This window comes from Kitasatospora brasiliensis, assembly GCF_032654805.1.
GTDB lineage: Bacteria > Actinomycetota > Actinomycetes > Streptomycetales > Streptomycetaceae > Kitasatospora > Kitasatospora brasiliensis.
Genome location: NZ_JAUOOW010000005.1, coordinates 232,509 through 257,096, shown reverse-complemented (window position 1 = coordinate 257,096; position 24,588 = coordinate 232,509). Strand labels below are relative to the sequence as shown.

The window sequence follows — 24,588 nt, the reverse complement described above, 5'->3', positions numbered from 1 at the left end:
GGAGACCCAGCCATGAGCAATGCGTCCAGCAAGCAGATCGCCGTGATCGGTGCCGGCCTGATGGGCGCCGGCATCGCCCAGGTGTCCGCGCAGGCCGGCCACCCGGTGATGCTGCGGGACGTCACCGAGGAGGCGCTCCAGCGGGGCCTGGCGGGCATCCGCGCCTCGTACGAGAAGTTCGTCTCCAAGGGCAAGCTGAGCGCCGAGGACGCCGAGGCCGCGCTGGGCCGGATCACCACCACCACCGACCTGGGCGCCGTCGCCGAGGCCGACATCGTGGTCGAGGCCGTGTTCGAGAAGCTGGAGGTCAAGGAGGGCGTCTTCCGCGAGCTCGACAAGCTCGCCAAGGACGGCGCCGTGCTCGCCTCCAACACCTCGGCGATCCCGATCACCCGGATCGCCGCCGCCACCCAGCGCCCGGAGTCGGTCGTCGGCGTCCACTTCTTCTCGCCCGTCCCGATGATGAAGCTGGTCGAGCTGGTCCGCGGCTACAAGACCAGTGACGAGACGCTGGCCGTCGCCCGCGCCTACGCCGAGGGCGTCGGCAAGGAGGTCGTGGTGGTCAACCGCGACGTGGCCGGTTTCGTGACCACCCGCCTGATCACCGCTCTGGTCGTCGAGGCCGCCAAGCTGTACGAGTCGGGCGTGGCCACCGCCGAGGACATCGACACCGCCTGCCGGCTCGGTTTCGGCCACGCGATGGGCCCGCTCCAGACCGCCGACCTGACCGGCGTGGACATCCTGCTGCACGCCGCCCGCAACATCTACACCGAGACCCAGGACGAGAAGTTCGCCGCACCGGAGATCATGGCGCGCATGGTCACCGCCGGTGACCTGGGACGCAAGAGCGGCCGCGGCTTCTACCCGTACGAAGGCAAGTGAGCCGACCGGCCGAACAGGTGACGGGTCGTGCGGTCGGAAGGCCGTACGACCCGCTCCACCGGGACGGGTGAGTTTCCTCACGCCGGGTGCCGCAGACGGGTGATTTGGGCGGTAATCGAGCGTAGGTGTGGGGCCGACCTGCGTATATTCCCTCGGACGGGTGAAGTTGCTTCAGATCTGGCCGGAACCAGCAACCTGTGGAGCCGGTTCACCGTCAGATGAGGGAACCCGGCATTCCGCCCGGGTCCGGACACGGGGCCACGGCCCGCCCGGATGCACCCCCCGCCCCCGTACCCGGCACGACCGGGGCGGACCAGCCCCGCACCAGGCCGTCCAGGCGAAGGAGGAGAGCATGCGCATCACCGGCGACCACACGGCGCTGGCCATCGAAGGCCGCCTCGACGTGCGCACCGCCGCCGACGCGCGGGCCCGGCTGCACCAGGCGGTGGACGGCGGCCTCGGCGACCTCGTGCTCGACCTCGGCCGGCTGGAGTTCTGGGACGCCACCGGCCTCGGCGTCATCATGGGCACCCACCGGCGGGCCGGCCGGATCGGCCGCCGGCTGGTGCTGCGCTCCGTCCCGGCCCAGCTCCAGCGGCTGCTGGTGGCCACCAAGCTGCACCGCATCCTGGCCGTCGACGGCGCCGCCGAGGCGCACGGGGCCGCGCTCTGACACCGGCCGCAACGCCGGGCGCCGCACCGCGCGCCCGCACGCCCTCCGGCCCCACCGCGCAACGCCGCTGGTCAGCGCCACCGGCCCGGCGGCGGCCGCGGACCGCTCTGCACGGCCCGGCCCGGATGTGCAAGAGTCTGCCCGTCAGAAGACGGCCGCGGGGCTGCCTCCAGCCCGGCCGCGGCCACGATCGGGACGTCAGCCGGACGGCGCGGGGCGCCGACGGCCGAGCACGAGGCGGAGCAGAACGTGGCACAGCCATCCCCGGATTCCCGGCAGGAGCCCGTCCGCACCCGCGGCGGTGAACTGGTCTCCGGCGGCCTGCTGGTGGGCGTCGGCGCGCCGGACGGTTCGGAGGCCAGGCCCTGCCCCGAGGAGTGGCGCCCGCAGCCCCGGCGGATCGGGCGCAGCGAGCCCGCCCGCGGCCCGGCCGGCGGCGTCGGCCGCGCGGTCGGCCCGCTCGCGCTCGGCGCCGGCCCCGCCGACCTGCCGATGCTGGACCGCGAGGCCGACATCGCCGAACTGCTCGGCCTGCTCGCCGAGGGCCGCTCGATACGCCTGGTCGGCCAGGCCGGCTCGGGCCGCAGCGCACTGCTGTCGGCCGTCGCCGAGGCCGCCGCCGACCTCACCCCCGGTGGTGTGGTGCAGCTCTGCGGCCACCGCCGGACCGTCTCCGACCTGCTCCAGGACCTCTTCGCGGCCACCCACCACGCCCCCGGCTACCGGCCCGACCCCGGGCAGCTGGCCGCCCACCTCGCCGAGGTCGGCGCGATCGTGGTGATCGACGCCGCCGAACCCTCCGGCGCCGAGCTGGAGCAGCTGCTCGCCACCGCCCCCCGCTGCGCCTTCCTGATCTCCGCCGCCCCGGACGGCCCGCCGCTGCCGGCCGGCTCCAGGCTCCAGGACCACCTGGTGGCCGGGCTCTCCCGCGGCGCCTGCCTCGCCCTCACCGCCCGGCTGGCCGGGCGCCCGCTGGACGTCGCCGAGAAGGCCTGGGCGGTCGACCTCTGGTTCGAGTCCGAGGGCCTGCCGCTGCGCTTCGTCCAGGCCGCCGCGCTGCTGCGCCAGCGGGACGTCTCGGTGGACGCGCTGGTCGCCGCCGAGGACGACCGGATGGACGTCTTCGGCGCCGTCGCCGAGCCCGCCCACGACCCGGACCCGGCCATCCGGGAGAACGAGCTGCGCCGCACCGTCCCGCTGCCCTCGGTGCCGGAGACCGCCGCGCCCGCCGTCCGGCTCGCCGAGGGCCTGAGCGAGCCCGCGCAGGCCGTACTGCGGCTGGCCGTCGCGCTCGGCGGCGAGTGCCCCACCGCCCCGCACCTGCCGGCCCTGATCGATGTCGGGCAGGGCGAGGCCGCCCTCGCCGAACTCGCCGACGCCGGGCTCGCGGTGTCCGTCGACGGGCACCACCGGCTGACCGCCGGCGCGCTGGAACTGCTGGCCCCGCACTGGCCGGCCCGCGGCTGCGTCGACGGCGCCGCCCAGCACTTCGCCTGGTGGGTCGGGCACAGCTCGGTGACGCTGGAGCAGATCGCCGCCGAGGCCGAGGTGGTGGTCGGCGTGCTGCTCGCCGACCGCGCGGCCGGCCGGCACGACGCGGTGGTCAGGCTCGCCCGGGCGGCGGCGCCCGCGCTGGCGCTGTCGCTGCGCTGGGGCGCCTGGGAGCGGGTGCTCGAACTGGGCCTGGAGGCGGCCCGCCGGACGGCTTCGCCGGTCGACCAGGCCTGGTTCCACCACGAGGCGGGCGTGTACGCGATCTGCGTCCGGCAGCCGTCCCGGGCCATCGCCGAACTGGAGACCGCGCTCACCCTGCGGGCCGCGGCGGGGGAGCAGCGCGGGGTGGCCGCGGCCGGCCGGATGCTGGACCTGCTGCGCGCCGAGGGCCGGCAGCTGCCCGCCGCCGCGCCCGCCGTGGCGGCGCCCGGCCGCGCGCCGGTGATCCGCAAGATCGCGGCCCGGGTGCCGGCCGGGCTGAAGTCCAGCAGGCGGCGGCGGGTGGCGGTGGTCTCCACGGCCGTGCTGGCCCTGGGGGTGTTCGGTACGGCGGTGGCGATGAGCATGAGCGGGCCGGACGCGGCCAAGGGGACGGACCCGCGTGACGGCCGGCCGGACCACGGCAGCGGCGCCCAGGAGTCGCCGTACCCGCTGCCCACCGGCAGCGGCGGCGCCGGTACCGCCGGGGCCGGGCCGGGCAGCCCGGCGGGGCAGGGGAGCGGCCAGGGGCCGACCGTGAGCGGCAGCGCCTCGCACGCGTCGAGCGCCTCGCCGACGCACCGGCTGAGCTCCTCACCCGGGGCGGGCGAGTCGCAGGCCCCGCAGACGTCCGCGCCGGGCCGGACGCAGCAGCCGGACCCGCAGCCGCAGCCGCCCCAGCCGACCGGGGAGCCCTCGAAGTCGCCGACGCCGAGCCACAGCCCGTCCTCGCCGGCGACCACCCCGAGCACGCCGCCGGCCACCTCAGGGGCGCCGACCAGCCCCAGCGGGACGGCCGGCGCGACCACCCCGGGGGGTCAGAACAGCTTGAGCTTGTCGTCGTCGATGCCGCGCAGCTCGTCGTAGTCCAGCACCACGCAGCCGATGCCGCGGTCGGTGGCCAGCACGCGGGCCTGCGGCTTGATCTCCTGCGCGGCGAAGACGCCCTTGACCGGGGCCAGCAGCGGGTCCCGGTTGAGGAGCTCCAGGTAGCGGGTGAGCTGCTCGACACCGTCGATCTCGCCGCGGCGCTTGATCTCGACGGCCACCGTGGCGCCGTCGGCGTCGCGGCAGAGGATGTCGACCGGGCCGATGGCCGTCGGGTACTCGCGGCGGATCAGCGACCAGCCGGAGCCGAGCACCTCCATCCGGTCCGCGAGCAGTTCCTGGAGGTGGGCCTCCACGCCGTCCTTGATCAGGCCCGGGTCGACCCCGAGCTCGTGGGACGAGTCGTGCAGCACCTCCTCCAGCGTGATGATCAGCTTCTCGCCGGCCTTGTTCTCCACCGTCCAGACCCCGTCGGCTTCCTTGAGGACGCACGGCGGGGACATCCAGTTGAGCGGCTTGTAGGCACGGTCGTCGGCGTGGATGCTGACGCTGCCGTCGGCCTTGACCAGGATCAGCCTGGTGGCGGACGGCAGATGGGCGGAGAGCCGACCGGCATAGTCGACTGAGCAGCGGGCAATTACGAGACGCACGGTCGACCACGCTAGCCCACCGGGGCCAGTTGATGCGATTCCGCGACGGCGGGGTGAAGAAGGCGCGAACCCGGCCACCATGGAGGGCGCGCGGTCCCGCGGGGCCGCTGTCAACGGGGACGGAGGCTTCGGGTGAACGATCCAACGGGTTCCGGCCAATCTGGCGCGCCGCACCGTATTTCCGTGGCAATCCACGGGAACGACCGGCCTGCCGCGCCGTTGACTGCCACGCTGTTCTGAGCGCGTTCGGTGTCCGGGGCGTCACGTCCCGTGGTGCCGTCGCTCCTCGCGAAGGTCGTCGGAAACCCCCGTTCCTCGGTGTTCCGGACGCCCCGTGCGAGCTTCGCCACCCTCACTGTCTTGACCTACGCACGACCACCCGGGCGCCGCGCGGGTGGACCGCGAGAGGAGAATCCATGTCGCTCGACGTCTCACCGGCCCTGCTGGAGAAGGCCGAGCGGGGCGAGGTCGACGAGCGGGAATTCGTCGACTGCGTCCGCGTCTCGCTGCCCTACGCCTGGGACCTGATCAGTTCGTTGGTCGCCCAGGCGAAGGTCGACGGCACCGACTTCGCCGACAACCAGGTGCCGCCGCCCAGCGAGCAGGCCCGCGGCCAGCTGCTGCGCGCCCTCGCCAGCGATGCCATCCGGGGCGCGCTCCAGCGCCACTTCGGTGTCCGGCTGGCCTTCCAGAACTGCCACCGGGTGGCGGTGTTCCTGCCCTCGGAGCCCAATGAGGCGCGGTACGAGCGCTTCACCTCCGTCCGGGAGCAGCTGCTCAACCAGTCCGAGGAACTGCGGGACTGCTGATCCAGCGGTACCCCCGCCGCGGCGCCGGCCGCCCCGTCCCCCGACGCGGGGGGAGGGGCGGCGGCCGCGAGTTCAGCCCAGCTGCGGCAGCACCTCGGAGCCGAGCCGGGCGATGTTGTGCAGGGTCGCCTCGTGCTCGCCGCTGCCCTCGGCGAGCAGGGCGAAGCGCCGGATGCCGGTGCGCTCGGCGGTGGCCAGCAGCCGGTCGGCGCACTGCCGCGGGGTGCCCACCGCGTGCAGGTCGCAGAGCAGCTCGGTGTACTGGCGCGGGTCGCGCATGCTGCGCTCGCGGCCGTCCACCGTGCGGTGGGCGCCGAGCCCGTACTCGAACCAGCCGGGCATCGCGTTCAGCAGGGTGGACCGGGCCGCCGCGGTGCGGTCGTCGACCTGGGCGACCCCGGCCGCCACGTGCCGGCGGCTGACCCGGCGCAGCTGCTCCTCGCCGCGCCCGGCGGCCAGCCAGGCCGTCCGGTACAGCTCCAGCATCCGCAGCTTGTCCTCGTCCCCGGAGTGCATGCCGAGCAGCATCGGCAGGCCGCGCTCGGCGGCCAGCCGCACCCCGCCCGGCGAGGTGCAGGCGACCACCACCGGCGGGCCGGCCACCGGCCGCCCGGCGACGGTGAGCTCCTCGCCGAGGCCCTCGTCGTCCCGGCGCTGGCGCGGGAAGCGCACCGGCCCGGACCGCCCGCCGAGGCCGAGCCAGCTGCTCAGGCCCGACCGCCGCACCGGTTCGGTGGCCCGCGGCACCACCGCGACCTCGGGGAAGGCGAACTGCGGTCCGTCCGCGCCCACCCGGGAGCCGCGCAGCCAGCGCAGCAGCAGGTCCAGCCGCTCCGGGAAGCCGCGCTCGAAGGCGTCCACGCCGCCGCCGAACACGTCCAGGTCGATCCACGGCCCGCCGCGGCCCACCCCGAGGGTGAACCGCCCGCCGGAGGTGAGGTGGAGCAGCGCGGCCTGCTCGCCGAGCGCCACCGGGTGCCGGGTGGAGAGCACGCTGACGGCCGTGCCGACGCCGATCCGGCGGGTGCGGCCGAGCAGCATCGCGGCCAGCGTGGCGGCGTCCGGGCAGACCCCGTACGGCACGAAGTGGTGCTCGGCCAGCCAGACGCTGTCCAGGCCCGCGCGTTCGGCCTCGACGGCGGAGCGGACGGTGCGCTCCAGCGCCTCGCCGTGGCTCTGGCCGGGGAACTGGGCGGACAGCAGGAACAGGCCGACCCGGACCGATCCGGTGGCCGGCGGCAGCGCGCCCGCCCGCTGGGCCGCGGGCAGCGGCTCGCCCGCGACGGCCGTCACCGGGGTGACGGTGGCCAGCGCCGGACCGGGGGCGGGCGGTCGGCCCCCGACGGGCCGGGTGGTCTCCACGCGGGCGGTGGTCTTGCTCAACTTGGGGCCTCCTCGGGCTGCGCGCAGGGTCTGCGGGCCCCGCCTCTCCCCTTGTGGGTATCGGATGTCATGTGCCAATGGCACGCGGAAGCCCCGATTTCCCCGATGATCGGGTGGATCTCGGCAAAAAGCCCGAAGTGCCGGACGGGGCCGTGGTAGTGGCCGGGCGGGAGCCGGGCCGGCCGTACGCTGGAACGGCCCAGCACCCAGCAGGAGAGGGAGTCCGCCGTGTCGCCGCGCCGCAACCGGATCAAGAGCGCCGCCCCCCGCGAGAGCGCAGAGCCGGCCGCGCCACTCGGCGGTTCGCTGCGCCGCACCGAGAGCTACCGGGGTGACGACTGGGTGGTGCAAACGGTCGCCGGGACGGCGGGGCGGCACTACCGCTGTCCGGGCTGCGACCAGGAGATCCCGCCGGGGATGGGCCACGTGGTGGCCTGGCCGATGCACGGCGCGGGGGTGGACGATCGGCGGCACTGGCACCGGGCCTGCTGGGGGGCGCGGGAGCGCCGGGCCTCCAACCTGCTGCGGGGGCGCGGCGCTCCGCGGTACTGACGGACCCTAGGCGTCGCGCCTCTTGAGCACCAGCGTCCCGCCGATCAGCGCCGCCGCCGTCCAGGCCAGGCAGATCAGGAAGCCGGCCAACGGCCCGTACGGCTGGCCGTGCTGCTGGTACACCAGCATCATCCGCGAGCCCGCGTAGTCCGGGAAGTAGCGGGCCAGGGTCTTGGCCACCGGCACCGCCGAGAGGATCGGCGAGAGCAGGAAGAAGAACGGCACCAGCACGCCGAGCGCGAGCGTCTGGCTGTGCAGCATCGCGGTGACGCCGGCCGAGAACAGGCAGAGCATCGTCAGGTACAGGGCGGCCCCGAGCACGGCGCGCAGCACGTTCGGCGCGCCGATGGTGGTGGCGTGCGAGCCGAGCAGCGCCTGGCCGACGAAGAAGGTGACGAAGGCCGTCACCAGCGCGACGGCGAGGGCGAGCGCGCCGAGCACCACGGCCTTGCCGGTGAGCAGGGTGGCGCGCTGCGGGACGGCGGCCAGGGTGAGCCGGATCATGCCGCTGCTGTACTCGTTGCCGATCGCCAGCACGCCGAAGACGATGATCGCCAGCTCGCCGAGCTCGATGCCGGAGAAGACGGTGCTGGTGGCGTCGAACGGGGTCTGGGTGCTCCCCCGGAACTCGGTGAAGTTGTTGTTGGTGACCAGGGCCAGCAGGGCACCGACGGTGACCGTGACGACGAAGGTCAGCGCGAGGGTCCAGAGCGTCGAGCGGACGCTGCGGATCTTCGTCCACTCGGAGCGCAGGACCGCGGGGAAGGACGCCATCTCAGTTCTCCTCCTGTCGTGCCGTGGTGGTCTGCCGGGCGCGGTCCGGCCGCGGGCCGGCGCCCCACTCCTCGGCCGCGCCGGCCGCGTCCCGGTCCGGGCCGCTGCCCGCGTGGTATTCCACCGAGTCGGCCGTCATCCGCATGAACGCCTCCTCCAGCGAGGCCTGCTGCGGGCTGAGCTCGTGCAGCACCACGCCGTGTCCGGCGAGCAGCTCGCCGATCCGGGCGATGTCCCCGTCGACGACCTCGTAGGAGCCGTCCGGGCCTGTTTCGTGCCGCAGTCCGGCCTCGGCCAGCACGTCGAGCAGCCGTTCGGGCTCCGGGCCGCGCAGCCGTACGGCGGAGCGGGAGTTGCGCCGGATGAACTCCGGCATCGGCAGGTCGGCGAGCAGCCGGCCCTTGCCGATGACCACCAGGTGGTCGGCGGTGACGGCCATCTCGTTCATCAGGTGGGAGGAGACGAAGACCGTCCGGCCCTCGGCGGCGAGGCGCTTCATCAGGTTGCGGACCCAGAGGATGCCCTCCGGGTCGAGGCCGTTGACCGGCTCGTCGAACATGATGATCTCCGGGTCGCCGAGCAGGGCGGAGGCGATGCCCAGGCGCTGGCCCATGCCGAGCGAGAAGCCGCGGGCCCGCTTGCGGGCCACCGGGGTGAGGCCGACCAGGGCGAGCACCTCGTCCACCCGGTGCTCGGGGATGCGGTTGCTCTGGGCGAGCCAGAGCAGGTGGTCGCGGGCGGTGCGGCCGGGGTGGACGGCCTTGGCCTCCAGCAGGGCGCCGATGTACTTGAGGGGCTCGTTGAGCTGTCCGTAGTGCTTGCCGTCGATGGTGACCCGGCCGGCGGTCGGGCGGTCGAGGTCGAGGATCATGCGCATGGTGGTGGACTTGCCCGCGCCGTTCGGGCCGAGGAATCCGGTCACCACACCCCGGGGGACCTGGAAGCTGAGGCGGTCCACCGCGAGGGTCTTGCCGTAACGTTTTGTCAGCTCGTGCAGCTCGATCATTCGTGCTCCCTCAGTTCCTTGCCAGGCTAGGACAAAGGGGATATCGCGGCCCGCTGAGTGGGCCCGCACGGTGGGCCGGAATACGGTGACGACATGACCTTGAGTCCATCTGCGGTGTCGGTCCGCGAGAGCGGTACCGGAACACCCCTCGTGCTGCTGCACGCCTTTCCGTTGAACGCCTCGATGTGGTCGTCCCAACTGGACGCGCTGCCCGGTCCGACCGGGGACGAAGCGCGGGTGCTCGCCCCCGACCAGCGGGGCTTCGGCGGCACCGGGCTGGGCGGTGACGAGCCCTCGCTGGACCTGGTCGCGGACGACCTCGCACTGCTGCTGGACGCGGCCGGGATCGAACGCGCGGTGGTCGGCGGGCTCTCCATGGGCGGCTACGTGGCCCTGGCCTTCGCCCGCCGCCACCCCGGCCGGCTCGCCGGGCTGCTGCTGGCCAACACCCGGGCCACCGCCGACACCGACGCCGTACGGGCCAACCGGGAGCGGATCGCCGCCGCCGTCACCGCGCGCGACAGCGTGCGGCTGCTGCTGGACGAGCGGGCCGCGGCCGGGCAGCTCGCGCCCGACTCGCAGCACCTGGTGGACCGGGTGGAGGAGATGATCGCCGCCGCCCCGCCGGCCGCCGTCGCCTGGGCCCAGCGGGCCATGGCGGCCCGCCCGGACTCCCTGGACGTCCTGGCCGCCCTGCGGGTGCCGCTCGCGATCGTGGCCGGCGCCCAGGACGCCCTGGTGGCGCCGGAGGAGGCCGAGGCGATGCTGCGGGCCCGGCCGGACGCCGAGCTGACCGTCCTGCCCCGGGTGGGCCACCTGAGCGCCCTGGAGGCGCCCGAGGCCTTCGACGCCGCCGTGCGCGCCCTGCTCGCCCGGGTGGCCGCCGGATGAGCCAGGAGAGCCAGGACGCGGCGGCCTGGGACTACTCGGCGCTGGAGGTGACCGGCCGGATGCCCGTGACCAACCGGGGCGAAGGACTGGTCGAGCTGACCCTGGAGCCGCTCGGCGAGGACTACTGGATGCGCCCGGGGGAGACCTTCATCGTCATCTCGTACGGCGACTACGGCCCCGGCCACCCCTTCGAGGTGCAGTACTGGCCGGACTCGGTGTCGGTCTGGTGCACCTCCTGGTTCGGCACCGTCTCGGACGACGAGGGCAACCAGCTCAGCAGCGGACACCAGCGCCCCGACGGGGCCTACCCCCCGCTGGAAGAGCGCCCGAGGTGATGACGGGGCACAAACCGACAGGCCCTCACCCGGTCGGGTGAGGGCCTGTTCTGCTGGGCCGTCAGACGCGCGTCAGCGCGACTGCTGGGCGGGCACGCCCATGGTGTCGTCGGTCGGCAGCGAGGCGGCGGCCACGGCCGCGCCGGTCAGCGTCGCCAGCATCTCGCGGACGTTGGTCAGCTGGGCGTTGATGCTGTCGCGGCGGTTGGTGAGCGCCGCCAGCTCGCGCTCGGATTCGCTGCGGATGCGGTCCGCCTTGGCGTTGGCGTCGGCCACGATGTCCTCGGACTGGCGCTGGGCCGTCTCGACGGTCTGGCGGGCACGGCGCTCGGCGTCGGTGCGCAGCTTCTCGGCCTCCAGGCGCAGCTGCTCGGCCCGGTGCTCGATCTCGGCCAGGCGCTTCTCGGCCTTGGCCTGACGCGCGGCCAGGTCGCGCTCGGACTGCTCGCGGCGCTTGGCCAAGTTGGTCTCGAACTCCAGCGCGGCCTGGGCGGCCTTGGTGCGGGTGTCCTCGAAGAGGGCGTCCGCCTCCTCGCGCTTGTTCTGGGCGTCCTTGTTGGCCTCGGCGCGCAGCTGGGCGGCGTCGCTCTTGGACTTGTCGACGATCCGCAGACCCTCGTCCTCCGCCTTGGCCTTGCGGTCCTTGGCGTAGTTCTCGGCCTCGGTGCGGACCTGCTGGGCGGCGGCCTCGGCGAGCTCGCGGTGCTGCTCGGCGGCGCGGTGCGCCTCGTCGCGCAGGTCCTTGGCCTCCTCCTCGGCGAGGCGCAGGATCTTCTCGACCCGGGCGCCGAGACCGGCGTAGGAGGGCTCCTGCTCGACGACCGCGGCCTGGGCCGACTGGGTCTCCAGGTGGAGTTCCTCGATGCGCTTCTCCAGCGCGCTGATCCGGGTCAATGCACTGTCACGGTCGGCCACCAGCTTGGTGATCCGCTCGTCGACCTGGGCGCGCTCGTACCCACGGCGCACAAGGTCGAAGCCGTGAGGGGAGTGACTGTCGCTCATGGGGTTCTGGGCTTCCTGTCGTCAAACCGCTGAGGTGGTTGAGGGAATCCTGACACGGTACCGGAGTGTCGACGGCGATACGCCGTTCTCTCACGGACAATGACCGCCTATGTCCGCTCAATCGGGTGGTGAGCTCTTCGAGCGATTGCCACCCGACCGGGGGGAACCAACTCCGGCACCCGCCTTGGCGCCCCCGTCCTTCTTGGTGCTGCTTCCCCCGTTGGCCTGGGCGACCGGTGACGGTGCCTCGAACGCCTCCAGGGCGGACAGCACGTCCTGGACCCTGGAGATCTCGGTGTTGATGTCCTTGCGGCGGCGCACCAGCTCGTCCAGCTCGCGCCGGCCCTCGTCGGTGACCCGCTTGGCCTCCGCCTTCGCCTCGGCCAGCAGCCGCTCGGCCTCCGCCTTCGCCAGCTCGATCTGCTCGTCCGCGGCCTCGTCGGCGTCCCGCAGCCGCTTCTCCGCCTCGGCGGCGGCCTGCTCCAGCCGCTCCTCCGACTCGGTCTCGGCCGCCCGCAGCTTGCTCTCGGCCTTCTCGATCAGCGTCTCGGCGCGGTCGGTGGAGTTCGCGAGCTTGGTCTCCGCCTCCTTCAGCAGGCCCTCGGCCTTGCGGACGGCGGACAGCCGGACCTTGCTGGCCTCCGCGGAGGCCTCCGAGGTCAGCTCGTTCGCCCGGTCCTCGGCGGCCGCGACCAGGGCCGCGGCACGGTCCTCGGCCTCGGCGACCGTCGACACCGCCTGCTCCTCGGCCTCGGTCAGCTGCTCCTGGGCGGCCGTCACCAGCGCGTCCACCCGCTCGCCGGCCGACTTCATGGCCGCCGCGTTCTCCTTGCGGGCGCGCTCGTGCAGCGCCTCCACCTCGGCGTCGGTGCGCTCGCGCAGCTCCTCGGCGCGCTCGCGGATCGCGGTCGCGTCCCGGCGGGCCTCGGCGAGCAGCGCGTCCGCGTCGGAGCGGCCCTTCTCGACCTCGGCCTGACCGGCCGCCTCGCCGGCGGCGACCAGCCGGTCGGCCTCCTTGCGGGCGGCGGCGACCATCGCGTCCGCCTGCTCCTCGGCGGCGGCGGTGGTGGCCAGCGCGGTGGTCTGGGCGTCCTCGCCGAGCGACTCGGCGTCCGCGAAGGCCTTCTCCAGGACGGACTTGGCCCGCTCGCGGGTGGCCTTGTCGAACTGCTCGGCGGCCTCCCGGGTCTCCGCGTCGTAGGCGTCGGCGCGGGTGCGGGTGGCGGAGTCGTACTCGTCGGCCAGGGTGCGGGTGGCGAGGGCGTACTCCTCGGCCTCGGCGCGCAGGGCGGCCGCCAGCTCCTCGGCGTCGGCGACGGTGCGGGCGCCCTGGGCCTCGGCCTCGGCCACCGTACGGGCGGCCTGCGCCTCGGCGGCGGCGCGCAGCTGCTCGGCGGTCTCCTGGGCGGCGTGCAGCTCGGCCTCGGCGTCCGTGCGCAGCTGCTCGTCGTAGGCCTGGGCCTCGGCGTGCAGACGGCCGATCTCGTTCTCGGCGGCCTCCCGCTCGGCGGCCAGCTCCAGCTCGGTCTGCTCGCGCAGGGCGGTGGTCTCGGCCTCGGTGCGGGCACGCAGGTCGGCGGTCTCGCGGTCGACCAGCTCGCGCTGCTCGGCGGCCTCGCGCTCGGCCAGGGCGCGCAGCTCGGTGGCGTACGCGTCGGCGGCCTCGCGCTGCTCGGTGGTCTCGCGGTCGGCGAGGGCGCGCAGCTCGGTGGCGTCCTGCTCGGCGGCCTCCCGGACCTCGGCGGCCTGCTGCTCGGCGGCGGCCTTGAGCGCGGCGATCTGCTCGGCGGCGGCCTCGTGCATGCCGGCCACCGACTGGCGGACCTCGGCGGCCTCCTCCTCGGCGAGGGCGACCAGCTCGGCGCCCTCGGCCTTGGCGGCGGCGACCAGCTCGACGCCCTCGGCCTTGGCCTGCTCCAGCTCGGCGGCGGCCTCGGCGCGGATGCCGTCGGCGGCGGCGCGGGCCTCGGACAGCGCGCGGCCGGCCTCGGCCCGGACGGTCTCGGCCTGCTCGTTGGCCAGGGCCAGTTCGGCGGCGGCCTTCTCGCGGGTGGCCTTGGCGTCCTTGGCCGCCTCGTCGCGGCGCTGCTCGGCGATGGTCTGGGCGCGCTCCAGCACCTCGTCGGCGGCGGCGCGCTGCTCGGCGGTGTGGGCGTCGGCCTGCTCGCGGGCCTCGGCGGCGTACGCGTCGGCGGCGGCGTGCTGCTCGACGGCGTACGTGTCGGCGGCGGTGCGCTGCTCGGCGGCGTAGGTGTCGGCCTGCTCGCGGACTTCGGCGCTGTGCCGCTCGGCGGCTTCGCGGACCTCGGCGCTGTGCCGCTCGGCGGTCTCGCGGACCTCGGCGCTGTACTGGTCGGCCGCCTCGCGGACCTCGGCGGTCTCCGCCGCGGTGCGCTTGGTGAGGTCGGTGGCGTGCTGTTCGGCTTCGGTGCGGACGCGGTCGGCGTAGGCCTCGGCGGTCTCGCGCAGCTGGGTGGTCTCGCGCTGGGCGAGGGCCCGCAGTTCGTCGGTGGCCTGCTCGGCCTCGGCCCGGGTCTCGGCGGCGTAGCCGTCCGCCTGCTCCCGGACACCGACGGCGTACGTGTCGGCGGCCTCGTGGGTCTCGGCGGCGTACGTGTCGGCGGCGGTGCGCTGCTCGGCGGCGTAGGTGTCGGCCTGCTCGCGGACTTCGGCGCTGTGCCGCTCGGCGGTCTCGCGGACCTCGGCGCTGTACTGGTCGGCCGCCTCGCGGACCTCGGCGGTCTCCGCCGCGGTGCGCTTGGTGAGGTCGGTGGCGTGCTGTTCGGCTTCGGTGCGGACGCGGTCGGCGTAGGCCTCGGCGGTCTCGCGCAGCTGGGTGGTCTCGCGCTGGGCGAGGGCCCGCAGCTCGCCGGTGGCCTGCTCGGCCTCGGCCCGGGTCTCGGCGGCGTAGCCGTCCGCCCGCTCCCGGACATCGGCGGCGTAGGTGTCCGCCTCGGAGCGGGTCTTCGCCGCGGCTTCCTCGGCCTCCTCGCGGGCGAGCTCGGCGGCGTCCAGGTGTTCGGAGGTCTCCTCGCGCTCGCGCCGCAGCCCCTCGGCCGCCGCCTCGCGCTCGCGCAGGCTCTCCTCGCGCAGCGCGTTCGCGGACGCCTCGGCCTCGGCCCGGGTCCGGGCGGCCTCGGTGTCGGCCTCGGTGCGCACGCGTTCGGCGTCGGCCACCGCGGCGTCCCGGACGGCGTTGGCCTCGGCCTGCGCGTCGGTGGTCAGGGCCTCCGCCGCGGTGGTCGCCTCGGCGCGCACCCGCTGGTCGAACTCGGCGGCCTCGCGCCGGAGTTCGGCGGTCTCGCGCTCGGCGGCGGCCCGGTTCTCGGCGGCCGCGGCCTTGGCGGCGGTGAGCGCGTCCTGGCCCTGCTGCTCGGCCGTCCCGGTGATCTTCTCGGCCTCGGCGCGGGCCCGGGCCAGGGTCTGCTCGGCCCGGCCCTGGGTCTCGGCGGCCTGCTCCTGGGCCTGCTCGCGCAGCCGTTCGATCTCCCCGACGGCGCCCGCGCGCAGCTCGTCCGCGTCGGCCTTGGCCTTGGTGAGCAGCTCCTCGGCGTTCTTCGCCGACTCCTCGATCTGGACGACGGCCTGGCGGCGGGCCTCGCCGCGCACCCGGTCGGCCTCGGAGGCGGCCTGGGCGCGCAGCTCCTCGGCCTCGGCGCGCAGCTGGGCCGCCTCGTCCTGCATCCGCTCGATCCGCTCGCGGATCGCGGCGGCGTCGTCCAGGGCGGCGTTCTGGGCCTGCTCGACGGCGGCCTGGGCCTGCTCGCGCAGTCGCTGCGCCTCGGCGGCGGCCTCGGCGCGGATCCGCTCGGCCTCGGCGGCGGCCTCGGCGCGCGCCGTCTCGGCGTCCTGGTCGGCCCGGCCGAGCACCTCCTCGGCGGTCTTGGCGGCCTTGGCGAGGTGGACGGTGGCGTCCTTGGCGCCGGCCGCCCGGCCCTCCTCCTCGGCCTGGTTGCGCAGTCGCTGGGCGTCGGCCTCGGCCTGCGCGCGCAGCTCGGCGACGTCCCGCTCGGCCCGGGCGCGCAGTTCGGCGATCGCCGCCTCGGCCTCGGTCTTCAGCTCGGTGGCGACCGACTCGGCGGTCGCCCGCAGCCGCTCGCTCTCCTCGGCGGCGGCGGCCTTGGCGGCGTCGGCCTCGGCCTGCTTGGTGGCGGCTTCGGTGCGGACGGCCTCGGCCTCGGCGCGGATCTCCTCGGCTTCCTTGGTGGCCTGGGCGACCATCCGGGCCACCTCGGCCCGGGCGGTCTGCGAGCGCTGCTCGTTGGCGGCCTCGCCGTCGGCGACCTTGCGCTCGGCGGCGGCCTCGGCGTCGGCCTGGAGCTGCTCGGCGGCCTGCTCGGCCTGGGCGCGCAGTTCGGCGGCCTCGTGGCGGGTGCGCTCCGCCTCGGCGATGGCCTCGGCGCGCAGCCGTTCTATCTCGGCCTTGGCGGCGGCGAGCTGCTGCTCGGCCCGGGCCTGCTCGGCGGCGGCCTGCACCTTGAGCCGGCCGATCTCGGCCTGGGCGGCGGCCAGCTGTCCCTCGGCGGCGGCGTGGGCGGCGGCCAGCTGCTGCTGGGCCTCGCCGCGGGCCGCGTCCACGTCGGCGGCGGCCTGGGCGCCGGCCTGCTGGGCCTGCTCGGAGGCGGCGCGCAGCAGGCGTTCGGCGTCGTTCTGGGCGCGCTGGAGGGCGGCCTCGGCGGCGGCGTGGGCCTCGCCGCGGGCGGCGTCCACGTCGGCGGCGGTCTGGGCGCGGGCCTGGTCGGCGAGGGCGACGGCCTCCGCACGGGCGGCGGCGACCATCCGCTCGGCCTCGGCGCGGGCGTCCTGGAGCAGTCGCTGGGCCTCCTGCTCGGAGCCCGCCCGGGTCTGCTCGGCCCAGCCGTTGACGTGCTGCTCGGCGGAGCGGCGCAGTTCGGCGAGCTCCTCCTCCAGCTGGCGGCGCCGGGCGGCGAGATCGGCCTCCAGCCGGGCGGTGCGCTCGGCGGCCTCGGCCATGATCCGCTGGGTGGCGGCCTGGGAGTCGCGCAGCTGGCGCTCGGCGTCGGCGCGCAGCTGCTGGGCCTGCATCTCGGCGGTGCGGAGCATCTGCTCGGCCTGGCCGGAAACGGCGTCGAAGGCGCGCGGCTGGGCGAGCATGCGACGGGACTCGTGCAGCTTCGCCCGCAGCACCTCCACCTGGTAGGCGAGGTCCTCGGCATGCTCGACTGCCTTGTCCCGCTCCTTCCGAGTCCGACCCATCTCGGCTTCGAACTGGGAGAGGTGATCGTCAACCTCGTAGCGGTCGTTGCCCCGCACTCCGCGGTCCCATCCATCTCCTGGTCGCGTCCTCGACCCGGCCGGGGCCGGGCTCCCGTTCACCGGGGGCCGGTCCGACTGGTCCTTGCATCCGCGGCCGGTGGACGGCTTCCCGTGATGCCGGGAGCTGCCCGCCGCGGTTGTCGGAATCCGGGGCTTCGGAGCGCGGGGTTCCGCGTTCCTCCGTCCGAGTGGACTCCTGGGCGAACTCTTGCCTTGTGGAGAATGGTGACAGATCCGTCTTGCGACTGTTCAGCCGTGCCCGCGTACTGGACTCCCCTTGCGACGGGCCGGCCGCCGGCGGGCGGACGGGCCTGTCTTCGGCCGTGCCCGTCGCCTCCGTCCCCCGGAGCCTTCGCGCACCTGGGCATTGTAGAGGGAGCACACCGCGGGGGAATGGCCGCAGGGGGGTTTTCCGGCTCTCCCCGCCAGGTTACTGACGGGTCATGACCGATGGGCCGTCGGCTGCCGCCGGGGCACCGCCCCCGTCGGGGGCGGGCCGGGGCGATGGCTCGGTGCTCGTGACGGCGCGGTGCCCGCCGTGCTCAGTGCTCGTCGTGGCCCTGCTGCGCGGAGGTGACCAGCTCGGTCAGCACGCCGCCGCAGTCCTTGGGGTGCAGGAAGGTGATCCGCGAACCCATCGAGCCGATCCGCGGCTGGTCGTACAGGACCCGGACGCCCTTGTCCCGGATGGCCTCGGAGTCGCCGTCCACGTCCGCGGTGCCGAAGGCGATGTGGTGCACGCCCTCGCCGTTCTTCTCCAGCCACTTGGCCACCGTGGAGTCGGGCCGGGTGGGCTCCAGCAGCTGGAGGTAGGAGGCGCCGCCGTCGTCGGTGCCGTTGATCCGGAGCATGGCCTCGCGGACGCCCTGCTCCTCGTTGACCTCGGAGTGGAAGACCTCGAAACCGTAGGTGGCGCGGTAGAACTCGACCGTCTTGTCGAGGTCTCGGCAGGCGATGCCGATGTGGTCGATGCGGGTCAGCACGGCGTTCCTCCGGGTGATGGGGGAGAAGAGTGCACCAAGTGCAGCGCATCGCCCGCGGCCCACGCCAGTGCCCCGGGTGCGAGCCTGCTCACACGGCCGGTCGGCCGACTTCCGGTTCACCCGGACCGATTCGGCACGGTGTTGACTGGATGGTGTCAGTGCGCTCGATCACACCGTCACTCCGGTGACGGGCGGGTAACAGGTCAGTACATTGAGCGGCAACCTCACCTGGCCACGACGTGCGAAGGGGCCCGTCCCATGACCAACACCACCTCTGTGATCGTTGCCGGTGCGCGGACCCCGATGGGCCGCCTGCTGGGTTCCCTCAAGGGTTTCTCCGGCGCCGACCTCGGCGGCGTCGCGATCAAGGCCGCCCTGGAGCGGGCCGGGATCACCGGCGACCAGGTCCAGTACGTGATCATGGGCCAGGTGCTCCAGGCCGGTGCCGGCCAGATCCCGGCCCGCCAGGCCGCCGTCAAGGCCGGCATCCCGATGAACGTCCCCGCGCTGACCGTCAACAAGGTCTGCCTCTCCGGCCTGGACGCCATCGCGCTGGCCGACCAGCTCATCCGGGCCGGCGAGTTCGACATCGTGGTGGCCGGCGGCCAGGAGTCGATGACCAACGCCCCGCACCTGCTGCCCAAGTCCCGCGAGGGCTACAAGTACGGCGCGATCGCGATGCTCGACTCGATGGCCCACGACGGCCTGACCGACGCCTACGAGAACATCCCGATGGGCGAGTCCACCGAGAAGCACAACACCCGCCTGGGCATCCCGCGCGAGGCGCAGGACGAGATCGCCGCCGCCTCCCACCAGCGGGCCGCCAAGGCGCAGGCCGACGGCGTCTTCGAGGCCGAGATCGTCCCGGTCGCCATCCCGCAGCGCAAGGGCGAGCCGGTGCTGTTCAGCCAGGACGAGGGCATCCGCGCGGACACCACCGTCGAGGGCCTGGCCAAGCTGCGCCCGGCCTTCACCAAGGACGGCACGATCACCGCCGGCACCTCCTCGCAGATCTCCGACGGCGCCGCCGCCGTGGTCGTGATGAGCAAGGCCAAGGCCGAGGAGCTGGGCCTGAGCTGGATCGCCGAGATCGGCGCGCACGGCAACGTGGCCGGCCCGGACAACTCGCTCCAGTCGCAGCCGTCCAACGCGATCAAGCACGCGCTCTCCAAGGAGGGCCTGGAGGTCGCCGACCTCGACCTGATCGAGATCAACGAGGCGTTCGCGGCCGTCGCCTACCAGTCCATGAAGGACCTGGGCGTCTCCTCGGACATCGTCAACGTCAACGGCGGCGCCATCGCGCTCGGCCACCCGATCGGGATGTCCGGCGCCCGCGTGGTGCTGTCCCTGGCGCTGGAGCTCCAGCGCCGCGGCGGCGGGGTCGGCGCGGCCGCGCTGTGCGGCGGCGGCGGCCAGGGCGACGCGCTGATCGTGCGCGTCCCGAAGGCCTGACCGGCCGGATCTGATCTCCAGGGCTGCGGACCGCGGATGGCGGTCCGCAGCCCCTTTCGGCATCCGCGTCTGCGCTAGGAGCTACTGATGATCGATGTCGCCACGCTGGTCGAGCAGGCCCGGGAGGGCCGGCCGCGGGCGGTCGCCCGGCTGATCACGCTGGTCGAGAACGCCGCGCCGCAGCTGCGGGAGGCGATGGCCGCGCTCGCGCCGTACACCGGGCGGGCGTACACGGTGGGCCTGACCGGCTCGCCCGGGGTCGGCAAGTCCACCTCCACCTCGGCGCTGGTCTCCGCGTACCGGCGGCTCGGCAAGCGGGTCGGGGTGCTGGCCGTCGACCCGTCCTCGCCGTTCTCCGGCGGCGCGCTGCTGGGTGACCGGGTCCGGATGCAGGATCACGCCACCGACCCCGAGGTGTTCATCCGCTCGATGGCCACCCGCGGCCACCTCGGCGGGCTCTCCTGGGCGGCCCCGCAGGCGCTGCGGGTGCTGGACGCGGCCGGCTGCGACGTGATCCTGGTCGAGACCGTCGGGGTGGGCCAGTCCGAGGTGGAGGTCGCCGCCCAGGCCGACACCACCGTCGTGCTGCTGGCCCCCGGGATGGGCGACGGCATCCAGGCGGCCAAGGCCGGGATCCTGGAGATCGGCGACGTCTTCGTGGTCAACAAGGCCGACCGGGACGGCGCCGACGCCACCGCGCGGGAGCTCAACCACATGCTGGGCCTCGGCGAGGCCCGCGAGCCGGGGGACTGGCGCCCGCCGATCGTCAAGACCGTCGCGGCCCGCGGCGAGGGCGTGGACGAGGTGGTCGAGGCGCTGGAGAAGCACCGCGCCTGGCTGGAGGAGCACGGCGAACTGGCCACCCGCCGCCGTCGCCGGGCCGCCCAGGAGATCGAGGCCATCGCCCTCGCCGAACTCCGCGCCCGTATCGGCGACCTCCGGGGCGACCGCCACCTCGCCGCCCTCGCCGACCGCGTCGCCGCCGGCACCCTCGATCCCTACGGCGCCGCCGACGAACTCGTCGCCGGCCTCACCACCACCTGACCCCCGCCACCCCGCACAGGAAGTCGGCCCGCCCGACCCGCGAGCGGACCACCGCCCACCCGTTCCCGGAACCGCGAAGCAACGGCGGCCCCGGCCCGCTCGGGCCGGGGCCGCCGAAGCAGAACCGAGGAGCACTTCCTTCTCCGCCCCCTCCGGAGGGGCAGCAGCCCCAGCCGGGCGCGCCCTTCATGGGTTGCCGTTCCTGCCTCCGCGGGGGAATTCGACCCGGCCGACTTCCCGCGCACAAGGGCCGGAGCGGTGAAGGGTGTTGCGGTCGACCCCGGGGCTACGGCTTGCCGCGGAGGCCGCGGAGGTGCTCGGCGATGGGGGCGAGGGCCTCGTACATGGCGTCCAGCTGGTCCGGGGTGAAGCGGTCGATGAAGTGGGCGCGGACGCTGCGCACGTGGTCGGGGGCGACGCGCTGCATGGTGTCCCAGCCGTGCTCGGTGAGGTGGGCGTAGAGGCCGCGGCGGTCGCCCGGGCACTCCTGGCGGAGGACGAGGCCGGCGTTCTCCATCCGGGTGATCTGGTGGGAGAGGCGGCTCTTCGACTGGAGGGTGGCGGTCGCGAGGTCGGTCATCCGCATCCGGCGGTCGGGGGCCTCGGAGAGGACGACCAGGATCTCGTAGTCGTTGATCGCCAGGTTGTGGGGCTGGAGTTCGCGGCTGAGCTGGTAGTCCAGCAGCTTGGCGACCTCCAGATGGGCGCGCCACATCCGCTGCTCCCTGGCGGACAGCCAGGGAGTCTCCTCCTCGGGCTGCGACGGAGGGGTGTCCGCAGTGTCGAGCGTGTGCGTATCCATGCCTTCTAGCATAGCCGATTTAGTTCAATCTTGTACAACTTACAGGCCGAATCGTCGACCGAGGTCGCCCAGGTTGCCGAGGCCCGGGATGTTCGGGTTCCCGCCGCCCTGCGCGGCCGGCTGGGACGGCACGCCGCCGACCGGTACGCCCGCCTCGGCCTCCACCTGGCCGACCGACCGCTCCGCCAACAGCTTCTCACTCGATTGCAGCAGCACCTGGCCGGCGCCGATGAACTCGAACTGGTGCTCCTCGCCGGAGGCCCCGCCGAAGCCGGTCAGCCGGCGCAGGCCGCCGATCAGCCCGTGCAGGTAGTCGTGGTCGTAGTGGTGGCACGGCGCCGGGCAGTCCGCCCAGCCGACCAGGGCCTGCGGGTCCACCCGGATCGGCGGCTCGACGAAGTGCACCGGGCCGTTGGAGGCGGCGACGAAGCGGCCGGTGCCGATCAGGGTCAGGAAGCCCGGGATGATCGACTGCTTGAGCCGCAGCGTCGGGTCGAAGGCCAGCAGGTTGCCGGAGCGGACGGTCAGGTTGCCGTTGTCCAGGTCGTACGAGTTGAGGTCGAACGCCCGGTCGGCCAGCAGCAGTTTGCCGCGGCCCTCGGCGACCACCCAGTCCGACGCGTGCAGCGGCGAGTTGAAGTGCTGCCCGAGCACCCGGTCGATCGCCCCGGCGCCGACGCCCTTGAAGGTGATGTCGCCGTAGTAGGCGATCATCTTGCCCTTCTGGAGGAAGTAGGCGCCGTTCAGCTCGACCGAGAAGGCGTACGGGTTGACGTTGTCCCCGGCCGGCAGGCTGTGGACGTCCCACACCACCGGTCCGGGGCCGCCGTGGCCGGTCGGCAGCGGGGCCACCGGGCCGCCGAACTGCTCCTGGGCGTACGGCTGTTGCTGGGCGGCGTACTGCGGCGGAGGCGGCGGCTGGTGCGCCGCAGGCGGCGGCGGGTAGCCCCCCGACGGCGGCGGCGGATAGCCCGGCTGCGGAGCGTAGTCCGGCGGGACGGCGAAGCCCGGCTGGGTCGGCTGGTCGTGCGGCGAGCCGTACGGGGGCTGCGGCGGGTAGGACATCAGAGCTTCTCCTCGCTCGCCTGGACGTAGACCGTGCCCTGCCCGGACAGCTCCAGCTGGAACCCCTCGCCCGAGCCGCGCCCGATCATCTCGCGCCAGCCGATCGCGGTGGACAGCTTGTTGCGCACGTCGCCGCGGTGCGCCACGTAGGCCTGCGGGTCGACGTGCACCGACTGGCCGGGGACGATCGGCAGTTCGAAGACGCCGCCGTGCGCCATCACCGCCACCGAGCCCTGGCCCTCCAGCTTGGTGGTGAACAGGCCCTGCCCGGTGACCTGGCCGCGGACCATGCCCATCACCCCGCCCTGCGAGCCCATGAACATGGTGGACTGGCGCAGCGTGCCCTCGAAGGCGAGCAGCCGGTCCGCCTCGACGTACAGGGTGTCGCCGAACAGGTCGATCACGTGGACGTGGTGGCCGCCGTGGCCGAACATCACCCGGCCCTCGCCCTCGACCGTCATCAGCGGGGTGTCCTCGTTGGCCACCCGGCGGCCGATCATCGACATCACGCCGCCCTGCCCGCCGGTGATGTTCGGCGTGAAGCGGACCTCGCCGCTGTACGCGAGCATCGCGCCGCGCTGGCTGAACAGCCGCTGCCCGGGCACCACCTGGGCCTCGACCATCTTGCCGTTGATCTTCGTGAAGCCCATCAGACGTCGCCCCCGATGGTGACCTTCTCGGAGGGCTGGACGTACACCAGGCCCTCGCCGGTGAACTCGATCTGGACGGCCTCGCCGCCGCCCTCGCCGATCACCGTGGTCCAGCCCGCGCCCGACTTCAGGCTGCGGTGCAGGGTGCCGGTGTGCGCCACGTACGCGCCCGGGTCCACCCGCAGCGGCATGCTCTTGTCGACCCGCAGGATGACGGCCGGGCCGTCCGAGGTGAGCGCCGCCCAGCCGTGGCCCTCCACCTTGGTGGTGAACAGGCCGTTGCCCGAGGACATGCCGTTCAGTCCGGTGAAGCTGGTGCCGGTGTGCAGGGTGGACTCGGTGCAGAGCAGATTGTCCGATTCGACGTACAGCGTCTCGCCGTTCAGCCGGACGAGGCTGACCTCGGTGGCCTTGTCGGCGAAGTAGCAGATGCCCTGCCCCTTCACCTCCATGACCGTCATCTTCTCGCCGGTCAGCCGGCGGGTGACCATGCCGCGCAGGCCGTCCCCGCCGCCGGTCAGCTTCTTGAAGGTCATCTGCCCGGTGTAGGCCACCATCGAGCCGTGTCTCGCCTTGACAGCGTCCCCGCCCAACTCGACGGCGAGCACCCGGGATCCCTGGAGTCTGAACTGTGCCACGGCCGCAATCTAACCGTTGCGGCCGTGGTCCGGGGAGGGTGCGGGGGACGACTGGTACCGGGCTGCGACAAACGCGCCACTCAGGCCGGGCGCGCGCCGCCACTCAAGCGGGCGCGCGCGTTCGGTTCAAGCCCCCGACAACCCTGCTCAGGCCCCCGCGCGCGCTCCCTGCCCGGGGTGCGGAATCGTGCCGGCCGCCTCCTCGACCTCCAGCAGCGAGGCGGAGTGGCGCTCCGCCTCGAAGGCGACCACGCCGCCGCGCAGCCCGAACAGCCGCTTGGAGAGCATGATCCAGAGCACCGCCGCGATGTTCAGCACCAGGGTGCAGATCTTCACCGCGCTGACGTGGTGGCTCAACTCGTAGCCCTCCAGCGGCAGGAAGGCCGCGGTGGCGACCACCGTCAGGTACTCGGCCCAGCGCTTGTTCAGCCACAGGCCGACGGCCTCGACGATCTCGATCACCGCGTAGCCGAGCAGCGCGCCGGCGACGATCAGCAGGGTGCTCTTCTCGAAGTCGAAGGTCTTGCGGATCGTCTCGACGATCGGGGCGTGTTCGAGGTCCCAGTGGAAGTGGTCGGTGACCGGCCGGAAGACGGTGAGGTTCTCGTCGAAGACCCGGTGCACCGCGTCCTGGCTGTTGGAGAACTTCCACACCGCCCAGGCCATCACGATGATCAGCAGCCCGCGCAACACCCGCTCGACGGCCAGGAAGCGCAGGATGAACAGGTCCCGCAGCGCCTTGCCGCGCGGCACCAGCGGCGCCTCGTCGGCCGGGCCGGAGCCGTGCGGGGCGCCCAGGGCGAAGTCGCCGCAGCGCAGGCAGCGCCAGGCGTCGCCGAGGGCGGTGGCGGCGTGCAGCCGGGAGGCCAGCTCGGGCTCCGTCGGCGCGTAGGTGATGTGCCCGCGCTTGGCGCAGGTCCTGCGGTCCCAGTCCCGCTTGAACATGTGGTGTCGACCCCCGTGGTGTGCTGCTCCCGGCGCCCGGATGGTGGGCGCGAGGGCAGCAGGATAGGCGTTCCGGGCGGCGGGCGGTCGCACTCGGTGGCGTTCCGACACACAGCTGTGACAGGGCCTTGGGGGTGCTGTGAGATCGGGCACGGTGGCCACCCCGGCCGGGGGGCCGTACGCCCGCTCGGCGATAATGGCCGGAATGCTTGTGAGTCGCTTCACAAGCATGCGCGAGTCACAAGCGTGCACGAG

At 74.0% G+C, this 24,588-nt stretch carries 21 protein-coding genes; 9 read left to right on the top strand and 12 right to left on the bottom strand.

The window, feature by feature from the left end; translation table 11 throughout:
- Nucleotides 1–12: 12 nt before the first annotated feature.
- From QWJ13_RS20705 to QWJ13_RS20695, 3 genes are all read left to right on the top strand, one after another.
- Nucleotides 13–882 (top strand): 3-hydroxyacyl-CoA dehydrogenase family protein, encoded by an 870-nt coding sequence (locus QWJ13_RS20705; RefSeq protein ID WP_316526259.1) that lies wholly within the window; start codon nt 13–15, stop codon nt 880–882.
- Nucleotides 883–1,234: 352 nt separating this feature from the next.
- Nucleotides 1,235–1,555, top strand: coding sequence for an STAS domain-containing protein (locus QWJ13_RS20700; protein ID WP_316526258.1), 321 nt, complete (start codon nt 1,235–1,237; stop codon nt 1,553–1,555).
- A gap of 249 nt (nt 1,556–1,804) precedes the next feature.
- Nucleotides 1,805–4,114 (top strand): ATP-binding protein, encoded by a 2,310-nt coding sequence (locus tag QWJ13_RS20695; RefSeq protein WP_316526256.1) that lies wholly within the window; start codon nt 1,805–1,807, stop codon nt 4,112–4,114.
- Here QWJ13_RS20695 and nucS read toward each other — a convergent pair.
- Nucleotides 4,066–4,725 (bottom strand): endonuclease NucS, encoded by a 660-nt coding sequence (nucS, locus tag QWJ13_RS20690; RefSeq protein WP_189915743.1) that lies wholly within the window; start codon nt 4,723–4,725, stop codon nt 4,066–4,068. The two genes, QWJ13_RS20695 and nucS, sit on opposite strands and share 49 nt — an antisense overlap.
- Nucleotides 4,726–5,141: 416 nt before the next feature.
- On the opposite strand from nucS, the gene QWJ13_RS20685 reads away from it, so the two are divergent.
- A complete protein-coding gene (locus tag QWJ13_RS20685) occupies nt 5,142–5,534 on the top strand; it encodes an SCO5389 family protein (RefSeq protein ID WP_316526255.1) in 393 nt (130 codons plus the stop codon).
- Nucleotides 5,535–5,606: 72 nt separating this feature from the next.
- Here the strand turns inward: QWJ13_RS20685 and QWJ13_RS20680 are convergent, their stop codons facing one another.
- Nucleotides 5,607–6,776, bottom strand: a complete 1,170-nt coding sequence (locus QWJ13_RS20680) for an LLM class flavin-dependent oxidoreductase (RefSeq protein ID WP_316526695.1) — start codon at nt 6,774–6,776, stop codon at nt 5,607–5,609.
- A gap of 369 nt (nt 6,777–7,145) precedes the next feature.
- On the opposite strand from QWJ13_RS20680, the gene QWJ13_RS20675 reads away from it, so the two are divergent.
- A complete protein-coding gene (locus tag QWJ13_RS20675) occupies nt 7,146–7,469 on the top strand; it encodes an Rv1322 family protein (protein ID WP_316526254.1) in 324 nt (107 codons plus the stop codon).
- A 6-nt stretch (nt 7,470–7,475) separates the two neighbouring features.
- Here QWJ13_RS20675 and QWJ13_RS20670 read toward each other — a convergent pair whose 3' ends face one another.
- Nucleotides 7,476–8,243 (bottom strand): ABC transporter permease subunit, encoded by a 768-nt coding sequence (locus tag QWJ13_RS20670; protein ID WP_316526253.1) that lies wholly within the window; start codon nt 8,241–8,243, stop codon nt 7,476–7,478.
- 1 nt (nt 8,244) lies between these two features.
- Nucleotides 8,245–9,249, bottom strand: coding sequence for an ATP-binding cassette domain-containing protein (locus tag QWJ13_RS20665; protein WP_316526252.1), 1,005 nt, complete (start codon nt 9,247–9,249; stop codon nt 8,245–8,247).
- Between the two features lie 93 nt (nt 9,250–9,342).
- Here QWJ13_RS20665 and QWJ13_RS20660 point away from each other — a divergent pair, with 93 nt between their 5' ends.
- Both QWJ13_RS20660 and QWJ13_RS20655 read left to right on the top strand, forming a co-directional pair.
- Nucleotides 9,343–10,140, top strand: coding sequence for an alpha/beta fold hydrolase (locus QWJ13_RS20660; protein ID WP_316526251.1), 798 nt, complete (start codon nt 9,343–9,345; stop codon nt 10,138–10,140).
- Nucleotides 10,137–10,475, top strand: coding sequence for a hypothetical protein (locus QWJ13_RS20655; protein ID WP_316526250.1), 339 nt, complete (start codon nt 10,137–10,139; stop codon nt 10,473–10,475). The genes QWJ13_RS20660 and QWJ13_RS20655 overlap by 4 nt, the downstream gene beginning before the upstream one ends.
- A gap of 72 nt (nt 10,476–10,547) precedes the next feature.
- On the opposite strand, the gene QWJ13_RS20650 is transcribed toward QWJ13_RS20655, so the two are convergent.
- The 3 genes from QWJ13_RS20650 to mce all read right to left on the bottom strand — a co-directional run bounded on the left by QWJ13_RS20650 (nt 10,548) and on the right by mce (nt 17,737).
- A complete protein-coding gene (locus tag QWJ13_RS20650; protein WP_316526249.1) occupies nt 10,548–11,477 on the bottom strand; it encodes a coiled-coil domain-containing protein in 930 nt (309 codons plus the stop codon).
- Nucleotides 11,478–11,594: 117 nt separating this feature from the next.
- Nucleotides 11,595–16,751: a hypothetical protein gene (locus QWJ13_RS20645; RefSeq protein WP_489753397.1), complete on the bottom strand. Its 5,157-nt coding sequence runs from the start codon at nt 16,749–16,751 to the stop codon at nt 11,595–11,597.
- 545 nt (nt 16,752–17,296) lie between these two features.
- Nucleotides 17,297–17,737 (bottom strand): methylmalonyl-CoA epimerase, encoded by a 441-nt coding sequence (gene mce, locus QWJ13_RS20640; protein ID WP_316526247.1) that lies wholly within the window; start codon nt 17,735–17,737, stop codon nt 17,297–17,299.
- Nucleotides 17,738–17,995: 258 nt separating this feature from the next.
- Here mce and QWJ13_RS20635 point away from each other — a divergent pair, with 258 nt between their 5' ends.
- Both QWJ13_RS20635 and meaB read left to right on the top strand, forming a co-directional pair.
- Nucleotides 17,996–19,189, top strand: coding sequence for an acetyl-CoA C-acetyltransferase (locus tag QWJ13_RS20635; protein WP_316526246.1), 1,194 nt, complete (start codon nt 17,996–17,998; stop codon nt 19,187–19,189).
- A gap of 87 nt (nt 19,190–19,276) precedes the next feature.
- Complete coding sequence (gene meaB, locus QWJ13_RS20630; protein WP_316526245.1) at nt 19,277–20,233, top strand: methylmalonyl Co-A mutase-associated GTPase MeaB; 957 nt, start codon at nt 19,277–19,279, stop codon at nt 20,231–20,233.
- A gap of 286 nt (nt 20,234–20,519) precedes the next feature.
- On the opposite strand, the gene QWJ13_RS20625 is transcribed toward meaB, so the two are convergent.
- The 5 genes from QWJ13_RS20625 to QWJ13_RS20605 form a co-directional block, all read right to left on the bottom strand.
- A complete protein-coding gene (locus tag QWJ13_RS20625; protein ID WP_316526244.1) occupies nt 20,520–21,035 on the bottom strand; it encodes a MarR family winged helix-turn-helix transcriptional regulator in 516 nt (171 codons plus the stop codon).
- Between the two features lie 39 nt (nt 21,036–21,074).
- On the bottom strand, nt 21,075–21,878 hold the full coding sequence (locus QWJ13_RS20620; protein ID WP_316526694.1) for an AIM24 family protein: 804 nt from the start codon (nt 21,876–21,878) through the stop codon (nt 21,075–21,077).
- 221 nt (nt 21,879–22,099) lie between these two features.
- Complete coding sequence (locus tag QWJ13_RS20615; RefSeq protein WP_316526243.1) at nt 22,100–22,750, bottom strand: AIM24 family protein; 651 nt, start codon at nt 22,748–22,750, stop codon at nt 22,100–22,102.
- Complete coding sequence (locus QWJ13_RS20610) at nt 22,750–23,388, bottom strand: AIM24 family protein (protein WP_316526242.1); 639 nt, start codon at nt 23,386–23,388, stop codon at nt 22,750–22,752. The genes QWJ13_RS20615 and QWJ13_RS20610 overlap by 1 nt, the downstream gene beginning before the upstream one ends.
- Before the next feature lie 147 nt (nt 23,389–23,535).
- The gene (locus QWJ13_RS20605) at nt 23,536–24,333 is read right to left on the bottom strand and encodes a DUF2127 domain-containing protein (RefSeq protein ID WP_316526241.1); all 798 of its coding nucleotides are present in this window, start codon (nt 24,331–24,333) and stop codon (nt 23,536–23,538) included.
- Nucleotides 24,334–24,588 lie beyond the last annotated feature (255 nt).